Origin of the sequence: Candidatus Chloroploca mongolica, assembly GCF_004762035.2 — a bacterium.
GTDB classification, from domain to species: domain Bacteria; phylum Chloroflexota; class Chloroflexia; order Chloroflexales; family Chloroflexaceae; genus Chloroploca; species Chloroploca mongolica.
On sequence record NZ_SIJK02000032.1, the window covers coordinates 24,527 to 45,018 of the forward strand.

General features: G+C 60.6%; 16 protein-coding genes and 1 CRISPR repeat array (1 of these 17 cut by a window edge). Of the genes, 15 read left to right on the top strand and 1 reads right to left on the bottom strand.

All coding sequences use genetic code 11. The annotated features are described in order from the left end of the window. A CRISPR array of direct repeats spans window positions 1-3,677; the repeat unit is 37 nt; unit sequence GGTTCCGCACCATCGGCTCAAGGTTGAGCACTGAAAC (it extends 223 nt beyond the left edge of the window). 595 nt (window positions 3,678-4,272) lie between these two features. Next, window positions 4,273-4,410: a hypothetical protein gene (locus EYB53_RS16650; protein ID WP_167857446.1), complete on the bottom strand. Its 138-nt coding sequence runs from the start codon at window positions 4,408-4,410 to the stop codon at window positions 4,273-4,275. Window positions 4,411-4,672: 262 nt separating this feature from the next. Between EYB53_RS16650 and EYB53_RS16655 the strand changes: the two genes are divergently transcribed. The 15 genes from EYB53_RS16655 (at window position 4,673) to EYB53_RS16725 (ending at window position 20,492) form a co-directional block, all read left to right on the top strand. Continuing rightward, on the top strand, window positions 4,673-4,936 hold the full coding sequence (locus EYB53_RS16655; RefSeq protein ID WP_167857447.1) for a hypothetical protein: 264 nt from the start codon (window positions 4,673-4,675) through the stop codon (window positions 4,934-4,936). 5 nt (window positions 4,937-4,941) lie between these two features. Further along, entirely contained in the window at window positions 4,942-5,535 is a 594-nt protein-coding gene (locus tag EYB53_RS16660) for a Pvc16 family protein (RefSeq protein ID WP_135479548.1), read from the top strand. Between the two features lie 67 nt (window positions 5,536-5,602). Beyond that, the gene (locus tag EYB53_RS16665; protein ID WP_135479549.1) at window positions 5,603-6,445 is read left to right on the top strand and encodes a hypothetical protein; all 843 of its coding nucleotides are present in this window, start codon (window positions 5,603-5,605) and stop codon (window positions 6,443-6,445) included. Between the two features lie 35 nt (window positions 6,446-6,480). Continuing rightward, a complete protein-coding gene (locus EYB53_RS16670) occupies window positions 6,481-8,904 on the top strand; it encodes a phage tail sheath family protein (protein WP_135479550.1) in 2,424 nt (807 codons plus the stop codon). 18 nt (window positions 8,905-8,922) lie between these two features. Then, window positions 8,923-9,363 carry a phage tail protein gene (locus EYB53_RS16675; RefSeq protein WP_097654039.1) on the top strand — a complete coding sequence of 147 codons (441 nt, stop codon included), beginning with the start codon at window positions 8,923-8,925 and terminating at the stop codon, window positions 9,361-9,363. Between the two features lie 91 nt (window positions 9,364-9,454). Next, a complete protein-coding gene (locus EYB53_RS16680; RefSeq protein WP_135479551.1) occupies window positions 9,455-11,341 on the top strand; it encodes a phage tail sheath family protein in 1,887 nt (628 codons plus the stop codon). Then, window positions 11,334-11,825 (top strand): phage tail protein, encoded by a 492-nt coding sequence (locus EYB53_RS16685; protein ID WP_135479552.1) that lies wholly within the window; start codon window positions 11,334-11,336, stop codon window positions 11,823-11,825. The genes EYB53_RS16680 and EYB53_RS16685 overlap by 8 nt, the downstream gene beginning before the upstream one ends. 444 nt (window positions 11,826-12,269) lie before the next feature. Next, complete coding sequence (locus tag EYB53_RS16690; protein ID WP_167857448.1) at window positions 12,270-13,676, top strand: CIS tube protein; 1,407 nt, start codon at window positions 12,270-12,272, stop codon at window positions 13,674-13,676. Then, window positions 13,666-13,899 carry a hypothetical protein gene (locus EYB53_RS16695; RefSeq protein WP_135479553.1) on the top strand — a complete coding sequence of 78 codons (234 nt, stop codon included), beginning with the start codon at window positions 13,666-13,668 and terminating at the stop codon, window positions 13,897-13,899. The genes EYB53_RS16690 and EYB53_RS16695 overlap by 11 nt, the downstream gene beginning before the upstream one ends. Window positions 13,900-13,942: 43 nt before the next feature. Next, the gene (locus tag EYB53_RS16700; protein ID WP_167857449.1) at window positions 13,943-14,125 is read left to right on the top strand and encodes a DUF1682 domain-containing protein; all 183 of its coding nucleotides are present in this window, start codon (window positions 13,943-13,945) and stop codon (window positions 14,123-14,125) included. A 40-nt stretch (window positions 14,126-14,165) separates the two neighbouring features. Further along, complete coding sequence (locus tag EYB53_RS16705; protein WP_135479554.1) at window positions 14,166-15,257, top strand: phage late control D family protein; 1,092 nt, start codon at window positions 14,166-14,168, stop codon at window positions 15,255-15,257. Window positions 15,258-15,394: 137 nt separating this feature from the next. Beyond that, window positions 15,395-16,102: a phage baseplate assembly protein V gene (locus EYB53_RS16710; RefSeq protein WP_135479555.1), complete on the top strand. Its 708-nt coding sequence runs from the start codon at window positions 15,395-15,397 to the stop codon at window positions 16,100-16,102. Further along, entirely contained in the window at window positions 16,096-17,835 is a 1,740-nt protein-coding gene (locus tag EYB53_RS16715) for a hypothetical protein (protein WP_135479556.1), read from the top strand. Before EYB53_RS16710 ends, EYB53_RS16715 begins: the two co-directional genes overlap by 7 nt. A 5-nt stretch (window positions 17,836-17,840) precedes the next feature. Further along, window positions 17,841-18,224: a GPW/gp25 family protein gene (locus EYB53_RS16720; RefSeq protein ID WP_135479557.1), complete on the top strand. Its 384-nt coding sequence runs from the start codon at window positions 17,841-17,843 to the stop codon at window positions 18,222-18,224. Between the two features lie 6 nt (window positions 18,225-18,230). Continuing rightward, a complete protein-coding gene (locus EYB53_RS16725) occupies window positions 18,231-20,492 on the top strand; it encodes a putative baseplate assembly protein (RefSeq protein ID WP_135479558.1) in 2,262 nt (753 codons plus the stop codon).

Sequence of the window (20,492 nt, forward strand, 5' to 3'; positions counted from 1 at the left end):
CGCACCATCGGCTCAAGGTTGAGCACTGAAACAGAGCCACGCGGTGAGATCGGCGATCATCGTCATCGGTTCCGCACCATCGGCTCAAGGTTGAGCACTGAAACACGCACGTCACTGCGTCGCGTTGGTTGCGCCTGGTGGTTCCGCACCATCGGCTCAAGGTTGAGCACTGAAACTTCGAGCGCGACAACGCGGCGGCAACGCTTGCCCTGGTTCCGCACCATCGGCTCAAGGTTGAGCACTGAAACGCGCTTGATCTTTGCCCGCTCCCCCGCTCGCCAGTGCGGTTCCGCACCATCGGCTCAAGGTTGAGCACTGAAACTTGCGGTGGGAGATCAGCGCCGCTGGTGCGCCTGCGGTTCCGCACCATCGGCTCAAGGTTGAGCACTGAAACGCCCCTGAAGGTGTGGCGTTACCGACGAACGATGATGGGTTCCGCACCATCGGCTCAAGGTTGAGCACTGAAACGCTTAATCCTGATGATTGGCTGGTGTTTGGCGACAGGTTCCGCACCATCGGCTCAAGGTTGAGCACTGAAACTTGAGCGGCGTGGGGTGGATGTGAGCGGCAAAGCCGGTTCCGCACCATCGGCTCAAGGTTGAGCACTGAAACCTTATTACCAGCGTTGCCGCAACGTGGACGGCAAGTGGTTCCGCACCATCGGCTCAAGGTTGAGCACTGAAACCAATGACCGTGAAGAGCGCAATGGCGGGCCTGGTCGGGGGTTCCGCACCATCGGCTCAAGGTTGAGCACTGAAACAGCCGAGGCCGCGCGCCTGGCCGCCAAAGTAGACGCGGTTCCGCACCATCGGCTCAAGGTTGAGCACTGAAACTTGCGCCTCGTGCGTGCAACGCCTGCGCAATGGGGTTCCGCACCATCGGCTCAAGGTTGAGCACTGAAACGCCCAAACACGACGCCTCCGACCAAGCACCCCGCTGGGTTCCGCACCATCGGCTCAAGGTTGAGCACTGAAACTGGCTTGCGGCGTTCGTGGCGACGGACGAAGATGCCGGGTTCCGCACCATCGGCTCAAGGTTGAGCACTGAAACAGCGCTATGGCGTAGGCTGTGGAACGTGACGCGGGGGGTTCCGCACCATCGGCTCAAGGTTGAGCACTGAAACGTCTTTTATGATCACGCCCTCGGCAGCATCAAATCGCGGTTCCGCACCATCGGCTCAAGGTTGAGCACTGAAACTCAGTTGTGGGCCGAGTTGAAAGCAGCGTATCGCACGGTTCCGCACCATCGGCTCAAGGTTGAGCACTGAAACGTTCTAAATGAACGGCTGTACGCTTTCTATACAGGTGGTTCCGCACCATCGGCTCAAGGTTGAGCACTGAAACGATCCGCTGGCTTGCTATCGGGTGGCACTTGCAACAGGGTTCCGCACCATCGGCTCAAGGTTGAGCACTGAAACACGTTCCACCTGTGACCGGATCCGCCGTGCCAGGCGGAGGTTCCGCACCATCGGCTCAAGGTTGAGCACTGAAACTAGTGACGACGCAGACAGCGCGGGGCCAGTCCCCGCGGTTCCGCACCATCGGCTCAAGGTTGAGCACTGAAACGCCCGGTGTGTCACCACCGAGCAGGCCACACCAAAGGGTTCCGCACCATCGGCTCAAGGTTGAGCACTGAAACACGTTTGCCGACATCCGTGATACCTGCTTTGAAGGGGTTCCGCACCATCGGCTCAAGGTTGAGCACTGAAACGACGAAAGCACCGTCTATTGTTGGGATCAAGCAGGGGTTCCGCACCATCGGCTCAAGGTTGAGCACTGAAACTGGCTCCATTGCTCGCCTGAACGTCGGCACGGTATTGGTTCCGCACCATCGGCTCAAGGTTGAGCACTGAAACTACCTCAGTGGCGACGTGTCCAACCGGATCAGCCTGGGTTCCGCACCATCGGCTCAAGGTTGAGCACTGAAACAAGCGAGGCATCGGCAAGGCCGAAGCTGGCGTTACTTGGTTCCGCACCATCGGCTCAAGGTTGAGCACTGAAACGCTGTACGCGGCGTACCTTGCCGAGACGTTGACGGAGGTTCCGCACCATCGGCTCAAGGTTGAGCACTGAAACACCGCAAGGGCAGGGTGGCACTTTGCATATACGAGGTGGTTCCGCACCATCGGCTCAAGGTTGAGCACTGAAACGTGACACAATACCCTGATGTGCCTATTCATACCGGAGGTTCCGCACCATCGGCTCAAGGTTGAGCACTGAAACTGGAGCGGCTGCATATTCGTGGTGTGCCACTCGTGCGGTTCCGCACCATCGGCTCAAGGTTGAGCACTGAAACCTGCCAATCAATCCATTGCTGGCGAACTTCGCCAATGGTTCCGCACCATCGGCTCAAGGTTGAGCACTGAAACCTCACGGCGTACAATGCGCAGGTGACACCATGACGAAGGTTCCGCACCATCGGCTCAAGGTTGAGCACTGAAACTGCCGTATGAAACGAGCAAGCGCATCATTCGCTATGCGGTTCCGCACCATCGGCTCAAGGTTGAGCACTGAAACATGTCGCCAGCGCCCCAACCTTCGATCTGGTCTATCGGGTTCCGCACCATCGGCTCAAGGTTGAGCACTGAAACAGGTGCCGCTCCGCTTGCTGTTGCCCACGGGCGGACGGTTCCGCACCATCGGCTCAAGGTTGAGCACTGAAACTTTGCGGTGTAGTAGCGCCCCGGCCTGCTCAGGCTCTGGTTCCGCACCATCGGCTCAAGGTTGAGCACTGAAACATCTGATTGTGGCCGAAACGGAAAGCAACGTCCTTGCGGTTCCGCACCATCGGCTCAAGGTTGAGCACTGAAACACTTCATACGTTAAGCTACCATCGTAATCACTAACGTTCCGCACCATCGGCTCAAGGTTGAGCACTGAAACGGCAAGGCCGCCGGGTTATCCTTGCGCCTGATGGGGAGGTTCCGCACCATCGGCTCAAGGTTGAGCACTGAAACGTCGGGTTGTGCTGCGCCCCAAGCAAGCGCAGCGTCGGGGTTCCGCACCATCGGCTCAAGGTTGAGCACTGAAACGCCGAACTCGACACGGCGGTGCTTGAGCGCGGCGGGGTTCCGCACCATCGGCTCAAGGTTGAGCACTGAAACGCGTTACTCACCCGGACGGCCTTGCGGCCCGCCGCGGGTTCCGCACCATCGGCTCAAGGTTGAGCACTGAAACTGCGTCTCGCAGCGTGCTACGACGCGCAGCTTGAGGGTTCCGCACCATCGGCTCAAGGTTGAGCACTGAAACAAAGGAATGATACCAGATGAAACAGTCGAAACAGACGTTCCGCACCATCGGCTCAAGGTTGAGCACTGAAACTGGATAAGCGAGACGATCCGCGGATCGTTCAGCGCGGGTTCCGCACCATCGGCTCAAGGTTGAGCACTGAAACCAAACCGGGCGGCGTCGGTCAGCGTTGCGGCGATCGTTCCGCACCATCGGCTCAAGGTTGAGCACTGAAACCAAACCGGGCGGCGTCGGTCAGCGTTGCGGCGATCGTTCCGCACCATCGGCTCAAGGTTGAGCACTGAAACGCAAACTCAAAGACGCGCAACCCGTGCTCGATCGCGTTCCGCACCATCGGCTCAAGGTTGAGCACTGAAACGCGACGGGCAGCAGCGCGGGCGCGGTGAGCCTGAGGTTTCGCTCCATCGGCTCAAGGTTGAGCACTGAAACGCTATGCGCTGCCCTGGGCTACGCCCGGATCTGCGTATGGATCGCTCCGTGGTGCGCGCCCGGTGATCAATTGCTCTGTGATTGCCATCGATCACACCAGATATGCCTACGGGCGTGGATTGCGTTCATTAGAGGAGGATCGCACCACCATCATGCCGGTGGGCGCAGCAGCATACGGGTGAGGATCACACCCACGGTGGCCCATGGGCTGCTGCGCCCCTACGCCGGACGACGGCATCCGCTATGACCACGGTGATCGCCCCATCTCCGCCGTGCCCGTGCCATCCCCGCCACCCCATCGCCAGCCCATGGCCGTCGCTGCGGTGCCCCGCCCGTGCCTTCCCATGGCCGTCAGGCCGAAGCACGCGCCCCACACGCCGCCCCATCGCCATCCCCCCGTACGGGCACGGCGCCGCCGTGCCCCGACGCCATCCCATCGCCATCCCCCCGTACGGGCACGGCGCCGCCGTGCCCCGACGCCATCCCATCGCCATCCCCCCGTACGGGCACGGCGCCGCCGTGCCCCGACGCCATCCCATCGCCATCCCCCCGTACGGGCACGGCGGCGCCGTGCCCCGACGCCGCCCCATGGCCGTCACCGTGCCCCATCGCTGCTGCGATCTGCTGCCGTGGACATGAAACGCCCCTCGGTGACCGTCGCATCGGCGTTCAATCCGGGGCAGGTGGTGCCACCAATGCGCCAGGGGCGCAGCAGCATACGGGTGAGTGCCACCGTGGGTGGCACTCACCCGTATGCTGCTGCGCCCCTACTTGGTGTAATCAGGGTAGGATCGCGGGCGGATCGCGGCTGGATCGCGGCTGGATCGCTGGGGCTTGTAGACTGGGCCGCATACCCATTGTTGTTTCAAGCCAGGATCTGCTGGCGCAAGGTTGGCTCGTTCCTGGCCCATCAGAACTGTTGTGTGTCTGCGGGTGAGGCCTGGCAAGCGATACCTGGTGCCCTGATCTACCGACTGCAAGGTAGGAGTCCTGCTATGGATCCACTCGAGCGATCAACGCACTCGTTTGTGGTGCGAGTGTGGCGTGAACGTGGAGTGGGTCGCAATGGGCGCGATGGCTGGCGAGGGCAGATTGTTCATGTTCAGGATAATACGCGTCAGTCGTTTCGGCGTCTGGAAGAAGTGAGCCTCTTTCTTGCGATCTATCTGATCCGGCTCGGGGTGTATCCAGGCCATAGTTACTGGTTGTTGCGTGTGCTGGCCCCTGGTTTTCTGCGACGTGTGTCCAGGCAGAAGTGATTGTTATGGCAAATGTACTGGCAATCCATTCGGTCGGGTATTCGCTGATCGGTTATTTGCGGCAAGCTTATCGGAATAGTAGCCTCAGGGATCAGCATCCTTGCGCGTTTCGCTTGATTTCGAGTGGAGAACTGGCCGATCCGACGAGCATTCAGACTGATTCGACGGCGACGCTGACGCTCTATCTGTATCGGGTGACGATGAATGAGCATCGGCGGAATGCGCCACGGTCAAGTGATAGCGCCCGTCGCCCGTTGCCACTTTCGTTGAATTTGCACTATCTGTTGACGGTGTGGGCTGAGAGTGCGATGGCTGAGCACAACATTGTGGCGTGGGCGATGAGTCAGTTTGCACAGGAGGCTACCTTTGGCCGGACGCAACTCTCGGCGGAGGCTGGTTGGCAGCCTGATGATTTGATTCAGGTGATTCCGGAAGAGTTGACGATTGAGAGTTTGATGCGGATCTGGGATGCGTTGGAGCCGACGTATCGTTTGAGTTCTGGCTATATTGCGCGGGTTGTGCGCATTGATCCTGATGAAGAAGAGGAGCATCGTCCGGTGGTGGCAACTGATTTCAGGTATGAGGCGCTGGATGATTGAAAGGGCCTTATGCACACACTGTTGAGCCGTGCGCCGAGGGCACGATGCCCTTGCTGTCAGGATAGTGGTGAAGCGTTACAGGGGTGGTGCCGTGATTGATCGCGTTGTGCATCGGGTGCTGGGGGCGGTGCGGTTGGTTGATGCGACGGTGGCGCAGCTTGAGGGGGTGAGTCGCCAACTTGTGGTGACTGAACCGGTGGCGATCAGGGCGGCGGAATTGACGTTTCGGCGCAATCGGCGCAATTACTATGTGATTCACCGTAGTTCGCACCCGCTCTTGCGTGCGCACCATGACCAGTTTGAGGCACCGCCAGCGCTGCCGGCGATCGGTAGTCTGAGCTTTGCGGTGGAGGTGGTGCCGTCAACAGGGAGCTACCTGCCGCGGGTGGCAACCATTGCTTTGCCACGCGATCCTGATCCGGCGGCGGTGAATAGTCTGTTTACCCCGCTTGATCTGAGGCTGTACCGTGCGCCGACGGCCGTGCCGCTGGCTGGATGGGGGGCGGTGCGGGTGACGGTGCGTGATGCTGAGGGCGCAGGGGTGCCGGGGGCGCTGGTGCGGGTGGTGGCGGCTGATGATGCCACCAATCTGATGGGGGAAGGCATCACGGAGTGGCGAGGACGCGCCCGTGGCGAGGCGCTGGTGCCGATTGCGAAGATCCCAACAACCAGTGTGGCGGCGAATGGAACAGGGCCGGTGATCAGCCAGGGAATCGCGATTGCGATCCAGGCGTTTTACCATCCCGGGTTTGACCCTGAGACAGCGTTGCCTGACCCTGACGATCTTGAAGCCCGACGGCAAATCCTTGTTGCGGCCCCAGATCCTGATGCGCTTGGTGCTTTCCTGGTAGCGTCGGGGGTGGTCAACCGGGTGATTCGTGCGGGAGAGGTGATCTATGTTGTTTTGTGACGACGTAGTGGTTCGTTGCGAAAGGATGAGGTGCTATGCCTGAATATCTGGCGCCTGGTGTCTATGTCGAAGAGACAAGCTTTCGCCCCAAGTCAATTGAAGGTGTAAGCACGAGTACCACGGCATTTGTCGGCCCGACGCGTAAAGGTCCGCTGAGCGGTACGCCCGAGGTGATGACCAGTTTTGGTGAGTTCACGCGGATGTACGGTGGGTTGAGCAATCTGTCGTTTGCCTCGGGGACCGATGCGGCCCCTGAGATGACGAACTATCTTGCGCATGCGGTGCGCAGTTTCTTTGAAAATGGGGGCGCACGGGTCTATATTGCGCGCACCTTCCAGCCCCGCATTGATGCGGCTGGGACGGTGACGAGTGCTGGCTTTGGGCAATCGGCGCAGTTTGTGACGACGGCGGGCGGCTTTACGGCGCAGTTTCGCTCACGCGAACCGGGCTCGGGGTATAACGGGGAGATCCGGGTGAGCGAGCGTTTGTCGCCGGCGAATGTGGCCACGATGGCGGCGGCACCGGATGGCTCGCTCTTGCGGATCGGCGGTGAGGTGATCGCCCGTTCCGCCACGCTTCGGGGGATCACGGGGCCGACGTTCTTCCTTACCCATAATGACCAGTTGACGCTGACCGCCACGGGGGTAGATGTCACCATCCAGTTTCAGGGAACCTCGGCGGTGGTGACTGGTTCGGCGCTGGCCGAGCCGGTGACGGTGCCTGATGATACGACGCTGGTAGTGACGGTCGATAGTATGGAGCAGACGATCAATCTGCCGGCGGGCGACCAGAGCATTGCGGCGCTTGTTGATGCGATCAATCGGTCGATCAGGTATGGGCGGGCCTGGATCGAGAATGGCAATCAGATCAGTCTGGGCACGGATCGGCACGGCACGAGTGCCACGCTGGCGGTGCAGGCGAATGATTTGCTTGGGTTTGCCGGTGGGGTGAGTAGCAATGGTGGCGGCAATGTCGCGAACCTGGAGCATGTAACGATTGCCGAGCTTCAGGCGCTGCTTGAGGCAGCCCGGCCCAATACGCTGCGGGTGACGATGCCGCCGAGTACGGGGCAGCTCACGTTTGCTACGGTTGCGACGGGCACGGCGGCGACGTTGCAGGCGCAGGATACGCCGGGTCGGACGGCGCTTGGCTTGCCGAGCGCAGTGGCGACAGGCGAGGATGGGGCGAATCCGAGCTACTTCCTCAAGACGAATGGAAGCTGGGCGTTTGTTGGCGGCGTCAACATTCCGGCACCCGATACAAGCCAACCCTTGACGACCACGGCCCATCTTGTGAGTGTCAATCTGGAGACCGAGGATGGCGATGGCAACCTGATGGCCTATGAAAATCTGGGCTTTGCCACAACCCATCCGCGGTATATCGGGGCTATTCTGCCACAAAGACCCTCGCGCAAAGCCGATGCGCTGCAAAATCTCTACTGGTTGCAGACGAATGGCACCAATGAACCCTTTGCCCTTTTTAATGGCTTGCTTGGTGGGGGAACCGAAAATACGATCCCGGTGGCGGGGGGCAATGACGGCGGCACGCCGGTTTCGAGCTCGATGACGGCAGGCGCGGTCTCGTACGAACGGGGCCTGGAAGTTTTGGAGATTATCGAAGATATTTCGATCATCGCGGCGCCTGGATCCAGTGGGTTTGACCCGAACGATACGGCGGATATCCTCTATCGTGATGTGCAAAATCGCCTGATCAGCCATGCCGAGCGGATGAAATACCGGATTGCGGTGCTTGACACGAAACCGGGCCTGACCGTTGGCGAAGTCCGCGAGGCCCGAGGCTTGATTGACAGCACCTATGCGGCGGTCTACTTCCCCTGGATCACGATTGCCAACCCGCTGGCGCGACCGGGCAACGACCTGATTCCCAAAGAGATCAACATTCCGCCATCGGGCGCCATGTCGGGCATCTATGCGCGTACCGACGTGCAACGCGGCGTCTGGAAGGCCCCGGCGAACGAGGTTGTGCGTGATGCGTTGCGCTTCGAGGTTGACGTCAACAAACGACAGCAGGACGTCTTGAATCCCGAGGGCATCAACTGTTTACGCTACCTGAGCGGGCGTGGCTATCGCGTCTGGGGCGCACGGACAGCCACCTCGGATCTGGAATGGCTCTATGTGAGCGTGCGACGCTACTTCATCTATCTCGAACGCTCGATTGACGTGAGCACGCAGTGGGCGGTGTTTGAGCCCAACGGACCAGACCTCTGGGCGAACATTCGCGAAACCGTGAGCAACTTTCTGTACGCCGAATGGCTGACTGGGGCGCTGCTTGGTGCCAGCCGCGAGGAGGCCTTCTTTGTACGCTGTGACCGGAGCACGATGACCCAGCAGGATCTTGATCTAGGGCGGCTGATCTGCGAGATCGGGGTGGCGGTCGTCAAGCCAGCCGAATTTGTCATCTTCCGGATTGGGCAGAAGACAGCGGATGCACGCGGATAGCGAGGAGGAACTTGAAGCATGGCAGAGCGCACTGTTCCCTACGGGGATTTCAATTATCTGGTCAAATTCGACGGCAACGAACTTTTCGGTGGCTTTTCAGAGGTCTCGGGCCTAGGGATGGAGATCGGAGTAGCCCAGTATCGAACGGGGAACGAAGCCGAGAATCACCCGCGCAAAATCCCTGGCATGACGACCGTGAGCGATATCACCTTGCGGCGGGGCATCATCAGTTCGGCGGATCTCTGGACCTGGCTTGACGATACGCGGCGCACCGGGCCAGTCGCGAAGAAGAACATCTCGATCACCTTGCAAGACGAAGCGCACAACGATGTACAGACCTGGTCATTGACGGGGGTCTTCCCGATGCGCTACAACGGCCCATCGCTGAATGCGCGGGGCGGGAGTGAAGTTGCGATTGAGGAGTTGGTGTTGGCGTGCGAGTCGTTCACGATCGAGTGAGTATTGTTATGAGCATTGCCAGCAGAGCTGGCAATGCTCATAGTAGATCCTTTTGCGGGCCTGTGGCCCCACAATTGCCAGGTGAATTGGTATGGTACGTGGGCTGAGTTTTGTTGATGACATTCCGGTGGTGGCGAGCGACCCGCATCGGGCGGATATTGCCTGTTTTGTCGGGTTTGTGGCGCAGCGCCGGGCTAGCGCTGGGGGCGAGGTGGTGCGTTGGCTGGCGGCCAGGGGTTGGCCGATGCAGACAATGGTGCCGCCGGTCGAGGCGACGGCCCGTGATGCGTTGCCTGCTTCGTTGACCCTGGTGGCACCGGCAAACCGGCTGACGGTCACGCTTGATGGTAGAACGCAGACGCTTGTTTTGCCGGTGGAGCCAATGACATCGACAAGGCTGGTACAGACGCTCAATAGCCTGATGGCGGGCGGGTACGCCTACACGGATGCGCAAGGGCGGCTGGTGCTTGGCAGTGATACTCAGGGCATGCGAGCGTCGGTGCAGGTGCGGCGCAATCCGGCGCTGGGGTTTGCGCTTGATACGAGGGTGGCGGGCGAGACGTTGCGCATCACGACGATCCCTGACCTGACGAATCTGCCGATCCCGATTGATACCTGGGATATGTTTGATCAACTCTTTGCGTGGGAGCAGCGGATCTTTGATGCGCAAGGAACAACTGGACACAGCTACCTCGGCGCGGCGGTACGCTCGTTTTTTGCGCAGGGTGGGCGCAAGTGTTATGTGGTACGGGTTGGTGATCCGCCGTGGTTGGAACCAGCGGCAGATCAGACGCGAGCAGATCGGCTGTACACCTTGATGAACCAGGTGATCCCGGGGTATCCAGACCGCATTGAGGTTGACCCGCTTGACCAGACGACCTGGAAGGGCGTTGCGCATGTGATGGGGTTGACTGATGTCTCGTTTGTTTGCCTGCCCGATCTCCCCGATCTTGTCAGTGCTGCTCGGGTCGCCAGTGAGCTACCGATGCCATTGCCAGGCCCCGAGGAGCGGTTTGTGGTCTGTTCGGAGCCGGTTGCGCCACCCGCCGATCGTGAAGAGGTTGCGATCCGTGCGCCGCGCTGCGATGACGATGGGTATGAGGCCTGGGCGCGCGCGGTGCGTCTGGTGGGCGATATGCTAGCGCGGTACCAGCGCGAGACGCACCTGGTCGCCGCGATCCCGTTGCCCGAAGCAGGCCATGCTGTGCAGCAGCATCCGCTTGGCGGGTTGGTGGCGAACGGGGAAGGCCCGTTGGCGCATCATCTGAATGATCGGGTGACCGGCATTGCAAGCGCCTTTGTGCAACTAGTGTATCCGTGGGTGAAGACGGCGGGCTCGGCGCGTTTGCCTGAACGCCTTGAGGTGCCTGATGCGGTTGTGGTGGGCCTGCTGGCGCGCAATGCGCTGGCGCGAGGAACCTACCAGAGCGCCGCCACGCTTAGGTTGGGCGATGTATATGACGTTGTGCCGGGGCTGCGGCGTGATCAGATGCAGGCGGCCGTCCTGGACAATCCAAGGCAAAGTGCGCAAAGCCACATCCTCGAAGAGCGCGTCACGTTGCTCGGCCCGACTCCGGCAGGCTTCCGGCTGCTCAGCGATGTGACCACCAGTCTGGACGAAAGCTACCGGCTGGCAAGCGTCAATCGCCTGATTGCGACACTGGTGCGCGCATCCCGACTGCTTGGCGAGAGCCTCGTCTTTGAACCGAGCGGCCCCTTGCTCTGGCGGCGGCTGCGGGAGCAGATGGAACACTTGTTACGCGGACTCTGGCGGCAGGGCGCATTGCGTGGTGACGCACCGGGTGATGCGTTTCAAGTGCGTTGTGATCGCAGCACCATGACGCAACAGGATCTTGATCAGGGACGCCTGATTGCCGAAGTCACCTTTACCCCGACGGTCAGCATTGAACAGATTCAGGTTGTACTGGCGCTTGCCGAAGGCGGGCAGGTTTCGCTGGTAGGAGGTCGTCGTGACTGACAGCAGCCCATCGCTAGAGGTGCCTCTGCACATCTTTCGGTTCAAAGTCGAATTTCAGGAAGCCTCGATTGATGAAGCGGTCGGCTCAGCCTTCAACCTGGTTGACGGGTATTTCAGTGAAGTTTCGGGCTTAGACGCGACGATGGAACCGAAAACGATCCGGGTGGGCGGGATGAACTATGGGGTGGTGCAGCGTCCGGGTCGGGTCAGTTTTGCGACGGTGATCCTGCGGCGGGGCATCACCACGCGGCGGCACTTGTGGCAGTGGTTTGAACTGATGCATGTGAGCGGGGCGTACAAACATCGCTTGCAAGTCACGATTACGCTGCAAGACCATAGTGGCGAGCCGCAGTTGAAATGGACGCTGGAGCGGGCCATGCCGATCCGCTTCAAATCGCCCGACTTGAATGCAATGACGGGTGATGACGTTGGCATTGAAGAGATTCATCTGGCGCATGAGGGGTTGAGGTACGAGGTGGTGTAGGGTCTGGGAGCTAGGGGCTAGGGTCTGGAGTCGGGGGTTGGGGGTCGCTCTCAGGTAGAGAGTTTTTGCGGGATGGTGTCCCAATGCGCTTTCCCCCCCACCCCCCCGGCCCCCCTCCCCCACAAGGGGGGAGGGGGGAGATGGGAGCCGAAAACCTGATGGGACTGCGCTCAAACTCCCCTCCCCCCCCTCGTGGGGGAGGGGCAGGGGGTGGGGGGGCAGGGCGTTGCCAGCCAAAAACTCTCTACCTGAGAGGTCGGAGGTCGGGGCTGTACGGGGCAATGCTTTGGCAGACCAATGCTCTTAGGCATGTTTCAAACGAGCTTGCCCGTTCGTGGTGATCGTAGTGCCGACTTCAGTCGGCTGAGGAAAAAGCCGACTGAAGTCGGCACTCCAAACGGTCAAGCAACCATGTCTTAGGCGCGAAGGCGCGAAGGAGGGGTGATGTCAGATACAAGCAATCCTGAGCAGGCGATCATCACTCCCATTTCGCAAGGGGCTGGTCAGGAGCTCGAAGCGGTGACGGTGCAATTCAATCCGGCCTCGCTCGAGTATAACCTGCGCAACAATATCGAGAAAAAGGGCCGTGGGGCACGGGCGCGCCAGCATGTGAGCCAGACGACCGCCACGCTGACGACGGAACTGATTTTTGATACGACGCATACTGGGCAAGATGTGCGGATTGAGACAGTCAAGATTGCGCGGTATTTGCAGCCGTATGATGATACGAAAAAGATACCGCCAACGATTCGTTTTGAGTGGGGCACCTTTGTTTTTGAAGGGTATGTCGAGTCGTACAAAGAGACGATCGACTTTTTTGCCGCTGGTGGCGTACCGTTGCGGTCGACCTTGAACGTGACCTTCACGAGCAAGGACAAACAGTTTGACACCCGTTCGGCGAACGAGAGCGAGGCGGCAAATGTAGGTCAGGGCTTGAGTGGGCTTGATAGTGCGGTTGTTGCGCCGGCTCCTGATGGGGGCGAAGACAACCCGACGGCAGGGAGCCCGGCGGACACGGCGGCACAAGGAGGCGATCCAGGGGCGGCACGGATGCTGGCGCTGGCGAATGGCCTGGAGAGCCTGCGTTTTCCGTCGGGGGCGTTGGCGGTCGGGGCAGGCGCAAGCATCGGCGCTGCGGCGGCCTTCTCGGCGGGCGCGTCGGCCTCGCTTGGCCTCAACGCAGGGATTTCCGCCGGGATCGGGGCGAGTGCATCGGCGGGTTTTGGCGCCGGGGCGAGTGCTGGGTTCGGGGCGAGTGCCAGCGCGGGGTTCGGGGCCAGTGCGTCGGCGGGGTTTGGCGCGGGGGCCAGTGCCGGGTTCGGGGCGAGTGCGAGCGCGGGCTTTGGGGCCGGGGCCAGTGCGGGCTTTGGGGCCGGGGCCAGTGCCGGGTTCGGGGCCGGGGCCAGTGCCGGGTTCGGGGCCGGGGCCAGTGCCGGGTTCGGGGCGAGTGCGTCGGCGGGCTTTGGGGCCGGGGCGAGCGCGGGCTTTGGGGCGAGTGCGTCGGCGGGCTTTGGGGCCAGCGCCGGGTTCGGGGCCGGGGCCAGTGCGGGCTTTGGGGCGGGGTTTGGCGCGGGGGCCAGTGCCGGTGGCGGGGCGATGTTTGGTGCAACGGCGTCGGCAGGGGTTACGGCGTCGGCGGGTGCCTTCAGCGGTCTTCAGCATACAACAAGCGTTAAAAAAACAACCTCTTTGAATACGAATAATATTATTAAAGGCAGCATTTCTTCAAATATTAGTACCGATCAGGGTGCAAGTTTCAAAGTTGGCGGCCAGGCCCATCTCGAAGGCTCGGCGAGCCTGAGTGCGAAGGTGAATGGCAACCTGAGCGCGAAGCTTCAGTTTGATGCGTGATGAGGGGTTGCGTCGCGGTTGTTTTGACGCAAAGGCGCAAAGGCGCAAAGGTTTTTTTGACGCAAAGGCGCAAAGGCGCAAAGGTTTTTTTGACGCAAAGGCGCAAAGGCGCAAAGGTTGTTTTGACGCAAAGGCGCAAAGGCGCAAAGGTTGTTTTGACGCAAAGGCGCAAAGGCGCAAAGGTTTTAGCGTAGGTGCGCGAACTTTTCGCGGCTTGGCGTGAGCTTCTTTGAAAAGTAGTGCGTCGAGAGGGGAGTGAAGCAACGATGAGTAGTAACGATGTTCGTTTTGATATGGTCGAGGGCGTTATTGGCGCAGAGCGGGCTGAACGCGGTGCGCGGGAAGGTGAGCAGGAGGAGGCGAGGGGTTTGCTGGAATTGCCGCCTGAGCAGGTGGCGCGGGCGTTGCGGCGGATGCAGCGGCGGCAGGCGCGGTTACGGGCTGATTAGATTTGACGCAAAGGCGCAAAGGCGCAAAGGGTGTTGATAGATGACAGAAGCTCCTCCAGATCTGGTGTATATGCGGCCAAGTGTGCGGGTCGCTGAGCAGGCCTATGCCAAAATTGAAGAACTGCTGATCGGGATGACGATGACCGAGCAGGAGGGCGGTCTGGCGGCCCTGGAGTTGCGGTACAGTGGCAAGGCAAGTGATACTGAAGGCGATGCCGATTATGCTTTTGAAGATGAAGAGATCTATCAATTAGGGGCTGAAATTCTGGTGGGTGCAGGCGATGTGAGTGCGCCAGAGGAGATCTTTCGAGGCATTGTGACTGGTTTTGAGTTGAGCTTTCCCGAAGATGGCCCGCCCGAACTGGTTGTCTTGGCCGAGGATGCGTTGATGCTGGCGCGGATGACGCGCAAGACGCGCACCTTTGATGAGGACGAGGTGACCGTGAAAGGCCTCGCCGAGGAACTCGCCGACACGTTGAGTTTGACGCTGGTGATTGCCGATGGCCTTGAGACAAATATTGGGACGCAGGTGCAATTGAATGAGAGCGATCTCGCGTTTGTGCGTCGCATCTGTCGACGCTACGATGTCGATCTGCAGGTCGTCGGGACTGAATTGCATGTCTCGCCGCGTGGTGCCGTGCGCCGCGGTGATCCGTTGACGTTGACGATGTATGAAGCGCTGGTGCAGGTGAGCATGCTCGCCGACCTGGCGCACCAGGTCACCGAAATGACAACCAGCGGATGGGATGCGCTGGCGGGGCGCAAAATCACTGGTACCGCCAGCCGACTGACGGCGACTGGCCCGGGGAGCGGCACCAGTGGCAAGGATGTCTTAGAACGTATCGCGCGGCAGCGCACGCATCATATCGGCCATCTGGCGATGGCGACCAGCGATGAAGCGCAGGCGATCGCCGAAGCGGCGTTTGACCAGCGCGCCCGTCGTTTTGTCTGCATCGAAGGCACGGCGGTCGGCGATCCCAAGCTGCGCGTCGGAACGCACGTCGAGTTGGTTGGGGTGGGGCCGCGTTTTGAAAATACCTACTATGTCACCTCGGCGTGCCATCGTTGGGATGAGACCCGGGGCTATCAGGTTGACTTTGAGGCCGAGAGCGCCTATTGGGGCGGTAGATGAGTAGTCTTCCCGATGATTTGACGCAAAGGCGCAAAGAGCGTTAAGGGCGCATCAAGATGCCAGGCGTGTGAAAGATGGCGGTGCCAAAGGTAGATGTTGACCGACTCATGAGTACCTGGCTGAAGAGGAATTGACGCATGCTTCAAGAGCACGAACTCTATGATTTGCCAATGGCGGGGCGTTTTGTCGGGATGTACCTGGCAGAAGTGGTCTCGGCAGTTGATAGTGACGAAAATCTCGGGCGGGTACAGGTTCGCCTGCTCCATCACGATGGGGTTGGCGAGCAGGATGGCCCGATCTGGGCTGCTGTGGCTGTTCCGTTTGCGGGGAAAGAGATGGGGGCGTTTCTAATTCCCAAAAAGGGCGATCAGGTGCTGGTTGGCTTTGTGCAGGGCGACCCGCGCTACCCCGTTGTGCTTGGGGGGGTCTGGAGTCACAGTGCGCCGCCACCAGAGCAGGTGGACGACGAGAAGGTGCATGTCTGGTCCATCACGAGTGCCAAGAAGAGTCGCATTGCGATCGAAGAGGCCGAAACGCCGACGATTACGCTCAAGACAGCCAATCAGACCGAAGTGAGCGTGGTGCTGAGTGATGAGGGCGGTGGTCAGGTTGTGATCAAGGCGAATAATGCGACGATTACGCTTGATAGCAGTGGCATTACGCTTGATTCGCCATCGAATATTACGATCAATGCTGGGGGCAAGCTTGATCTGACGGCAGCGGGTGGGGTGACGATCAAAGGAGCGCAGGTGATGGTGAATGGGGCGACGACGATTATACCGTCAGCGACGACGCCTTCGATTACGGCTGGTACGTATAGCGTAGGAGTTGGCAACATATGGTAGCTAGCCACAACCATGCGGTGTTGCTGCGTGGCCTGCGCCTGCACGAGGCGGGTGATAGCCGGCCAACCCTGGTGCGCCGTAGCGACATCAAATTCCTTGATGGGTTGCTCGCCGATATGAGCGAAGGTGGATCATTTGCCAAACTGACGGCTGGCACGATCAACCAGGGCATGGCGCGCAATCAGCTTGCCGCGCGACCAGTTGAGCGAGCCGACCGCATGGTGCTGCGGCGTACGAAGCGCGAGCTCCAGCCGCCCGTCAAGCTCTATCAGCCGGTGCATCGCACCTTCCAGTTTGTTGTGCTGGAAGCGGTGTGTGACTTCTTGCCTGAACTTGGCGAAGCCGGGCTACCGAAGCTCGACCGCACCCAGATCGAGAGTTCGGGGCTGGTCATTCGGCGGATCAACGGCGAGACGGGGCTGACTGAGGCGTGGCTGAGCGACGGCAATGCGTTGCGTGGCTGGTTCCCGATCCAGGAAGACGGGCTGAACGACGAAATTGATCCTGATCCGCAGCGCCGCCCGCGTCGTCTGGGCACGGGGATCCGCGAACTCGACGAGCAACTCGGGCTGCACCGCCTTCCCGCCGAGCACCTGAGCGAAGCCGTTGAGCCGCTCTATGTGGCGCCGCCTGATGTCTGTGCAGGTGCGGCCAGAACGCTCTTGTTTGGCATGATCCCGACGGTCAGCCTTGAACAGAGCGAGCTCCCGACTGAGCAACTGGCCCCGCCGCGCCTGGCGATCGGGCAGTTACGCGATCTCTTTGCCGATTACCTGACGCCAGCCGGGGGGCAACGGTCAATTCCGTTGCAACTGAATCCGCTCGGGGTCGATTTTTACCAACTTAAACAGCGCGAGTTGACTCAACAGGATCGGTTTTTGTCGCTCTTGCGCTGGGTTGTTGAACTGGACGCACTTGAGAACCCCGCGGTGATCGAGCACCTGAATAGTGTGACGGTGCAACTCGGGCTGGATCCGACAACGCCAGGTCTGGCGATTGTGGCCCCCTTCACGCGGGTCACGCAGCGGGGACGAAACAATCTGGTCATTGCCGACTATCTTGAGGTGCGCCTGGGCGATCTGGTGGCCGATAGTGCCACGCGCCTCCGTGATAGCGAGAGCGATCTCACCAATCAAATCACGGTCGCGAGTGGACAGACGCTGGCCTGGAGCATCCCGACGACGACGCTGAGTGACGAGGTGCTCGGGGCGCTTGCCGACCGGATGCAGAGCCGGATCACCGAATTCAAACTCATCTCGGGCGAGCGGCGCTTTGATCCGCGCCGGGGGCGTTATGTCGCCCGGGCCTTTATTCGCGTGAAACGTGAACCCGGGTGCCCACCGCAACTCTGGTGGAGCGAGTATAGCGAAGTGTTTCAGATTGCCCAGCACTGGGATCACAATCCCGACGTTCCACCGGCGATCATTCCGCTGCCTGACCTGCCATCGCGGGCGGCCTTGAAAGCGATGAAGCCCAATGTCGCCTTTGAAGTCCCCGAGAGCCTCGAAAACTTCCTGGCGGCCAATGGCCTCAACGCGTTCCTCGAAGGCAATGCGACCAAAGGCAACGGCGGCGGCATTGGCATTCTCTGGATCTGTAGTTTTAGCATTTATATCATTATGATGATCGCCTTCATTATTTTGATCATTTTTGCCATCTTGCTCAATATCGTTTTTAACTGGTTGATTTTTATTCGGATTTGTTTGCCGATTCCGGTTCCAGAAGAGGAGTAAGAACCATGATTCAGGAGCCGATCAGCTGGCCGTTGCTTGCTGTACCTGATGCCAACGGCCAGCTGCATTATCCAACGCTCGACGAGAGTGTGCGCCAATCGATCCAGATCATTTTGCGTACACGCCCTGGTGAACGCCTGCAACGTCAAGAATTTGGGGGCGGTTTGCAAGTCTTTTTGCACCAGCCGAATACACTCACGACGCATCGGCGCATTCACGATACGATTGTGCAAGCGCTGGAGCGTTGGGAGACCCGGATCAAGGTGGAGCGGGTGGAGATCAAAGAGGTGCCGGAGCGCCCGACTTGGATCAGGGTCGAGGTGGTGTACCGCTTACGACGGACAGGCGTGATCAGTCAGTTGGGCCTATCGATGGAATTGGGAGGCTAGAATACCATGCCGATCATTCCTCCAACGCTTGATGATCGCAGTTACGACGACTTGGTGCGCGAACTGCTCAACCGAGTGCCGGCGCATACCCGTGAGTGGGCCGATGTGCGGCCTGGCGATCCGGGGCGAACGCTGATCGAGCTCTTTGCCTTTCTGGCCGACTCGATCCTCTACCGGGCCAATCTGATCCCCGAGCGGCAGCGCCTGGTCTTTCTCAAGCTGCTCGGCATGCAGATGCGGCCCGCCCTGCCAGCCCGCACGCTGGTGACGCTGGCGCTTGACGACCCGATGCAGACGAGCGCGACGATCCTGCGGCCACTGGCGAAGGTGAGCGGCCCCGTCGCCTTCGAGACGACCAGCGAAGTGACGGTGCTGCCGGTGACCGCCGAGGCGTATGCGCGACGCCCGCTGAGCGAGAACGAGCAAGCCACGTATAGCGAGATCGTCCACAATCTTGGGGTGCTCTATCTTGGCACGCAGGCGGCGAGTCGTGCGCGGGGCTATGTGACGGTGCCGATTTTTGCCGGTGGCGCAGCCAATCCCGAGGGCTTTGATCTGATCAATGAGACGATTGATCAGGCGTTGTGGCTGGCGCTGCTGGCCCCCGAGGCCGAGGAGCCAGCATTGCAACCGATCCACAACGAAGCGGTGCGGCAGACGCTTGGCACCAGTGTCGGCGGTGGCCAGCAACTGTTGAGCATCGGCTTGCTGCCGGCGATCAGTGTGCCGGCCTGGAACGATGAGCAGATCGGGCCACGCGCAGCCCTGCCCCATCTCTGGGAGATCACCGGCCTGAATGCGCGTGGTCAGGTGACCTATACGCAACTTGATCAGATTGTGGATACAACGGCAGGGCTGACGCAACGTGGCGTCGAGCGCCTGGTCTTGCCGGGGCCGCAATTTATTGGTGCCCCTGGCAACGATGTGCGCCAGCACCTTAATGCGGGCACCGGCGATATGCCGCCGCGTCTGGATGATCCGGCAAAGGCGGCGCGGCTGGTTGCGTGGCTACGCCTGCGGCCCACCCGCCGCCTCGAAAGCCTGCGCCTGAGCTGGGTCGGGATCAACGCGGTCGAGATTGATCAGCGGCAGACCATCACCGGGCGCATTATCGGCACAAGCAACGGCAGCAGCGACCAGCAAATGGCGCTGCCTGGCACGAGTGTCGAGCCAGCGTCGCTGGCCTTGCAGGTAGAAGAAGATGGCCTCGGGTATGTCCTGTGGGAACGTGGCGAAACGAGCCTGGCCGGGCGCGACAGTCGTGTCTACACGCTCGATGCCGAGGCCGGGACAATCACATTTGGCAATGGGGTGCGTGGCCGTATGCCGGCCCCCGGTCGGCGGGTGCGGGTCGCGCAGATGCGGGCCGGTGGTGGAATTGCGGGAAACCTGCCGCCCGGGTCTCTGACCGATCTTGACGCCTTTGAACTTGATGGCCGCCGGGCAACAGGAGTCGTGGTGGCGCAACCCCTGGCCGCCGAAGGCGGTCTCGATGCCGAAACGCTGGCCGAAGCCGAGGTGCGGATTCCGCAGGTCTTTCGCCATCGCGAGCGGGCGGTGACGGCCCAGGATTACCGCACGATCGCCGCCGAGACGCCAGGGGTGCAGGTGGCACGGGTCGAGTTGTTGCCACGGTTCAAGCCGCACCAGATGCGCGAAGATGTGCCGGGCATTGTCTCGGTCATGGTGCTGCCCTTCCGTCCGCCGCCTGGCCCACCGAATCCGCGGCCTGACCGGCCCTTTCTCGAAACCGTCTATGCCCACCTTGAAGCACGGCGGCCCCTTGGCACCGAATTGTATGTCATTGGCGTCGATTATGTGCCGCTCGGGTTGAGTGTTGGCGTCGAGATCGCCGATGGTTACGACCGCGAAGCAACGCTGCGCAGTGTGCGTCTGGCGCTGCGCGAGTTTTTGTGGCCGTTGATGGGCGGCGGGCCACAGCGCACCGGCTGGCCGCTTGGCAAAACCGTCGAAGATCGCGAGCTCGAACTGGTCGCCGCACGGGTCCCAGGAGTTCAAAGCTTGCTCGGCAACCGGCTGAATATCTTTGTGCGCAATGCAACGGGCGACGATTGGGTGAAACAAGAGCGCAGCACGACGAATGCCCTCATCAACATCCCGCTGAGCAACTGGCAACTGCCCGAACTGCTCTCGGTGGTCGCCGTCGCCGATGACGAACCACCGAACGATCTACGGGGCGTACCGAATCCCTTCCTGAGCGACGGAGGGATGGTGCCGATCCCGCTTGTCCCGGAGGTATGCACCTAA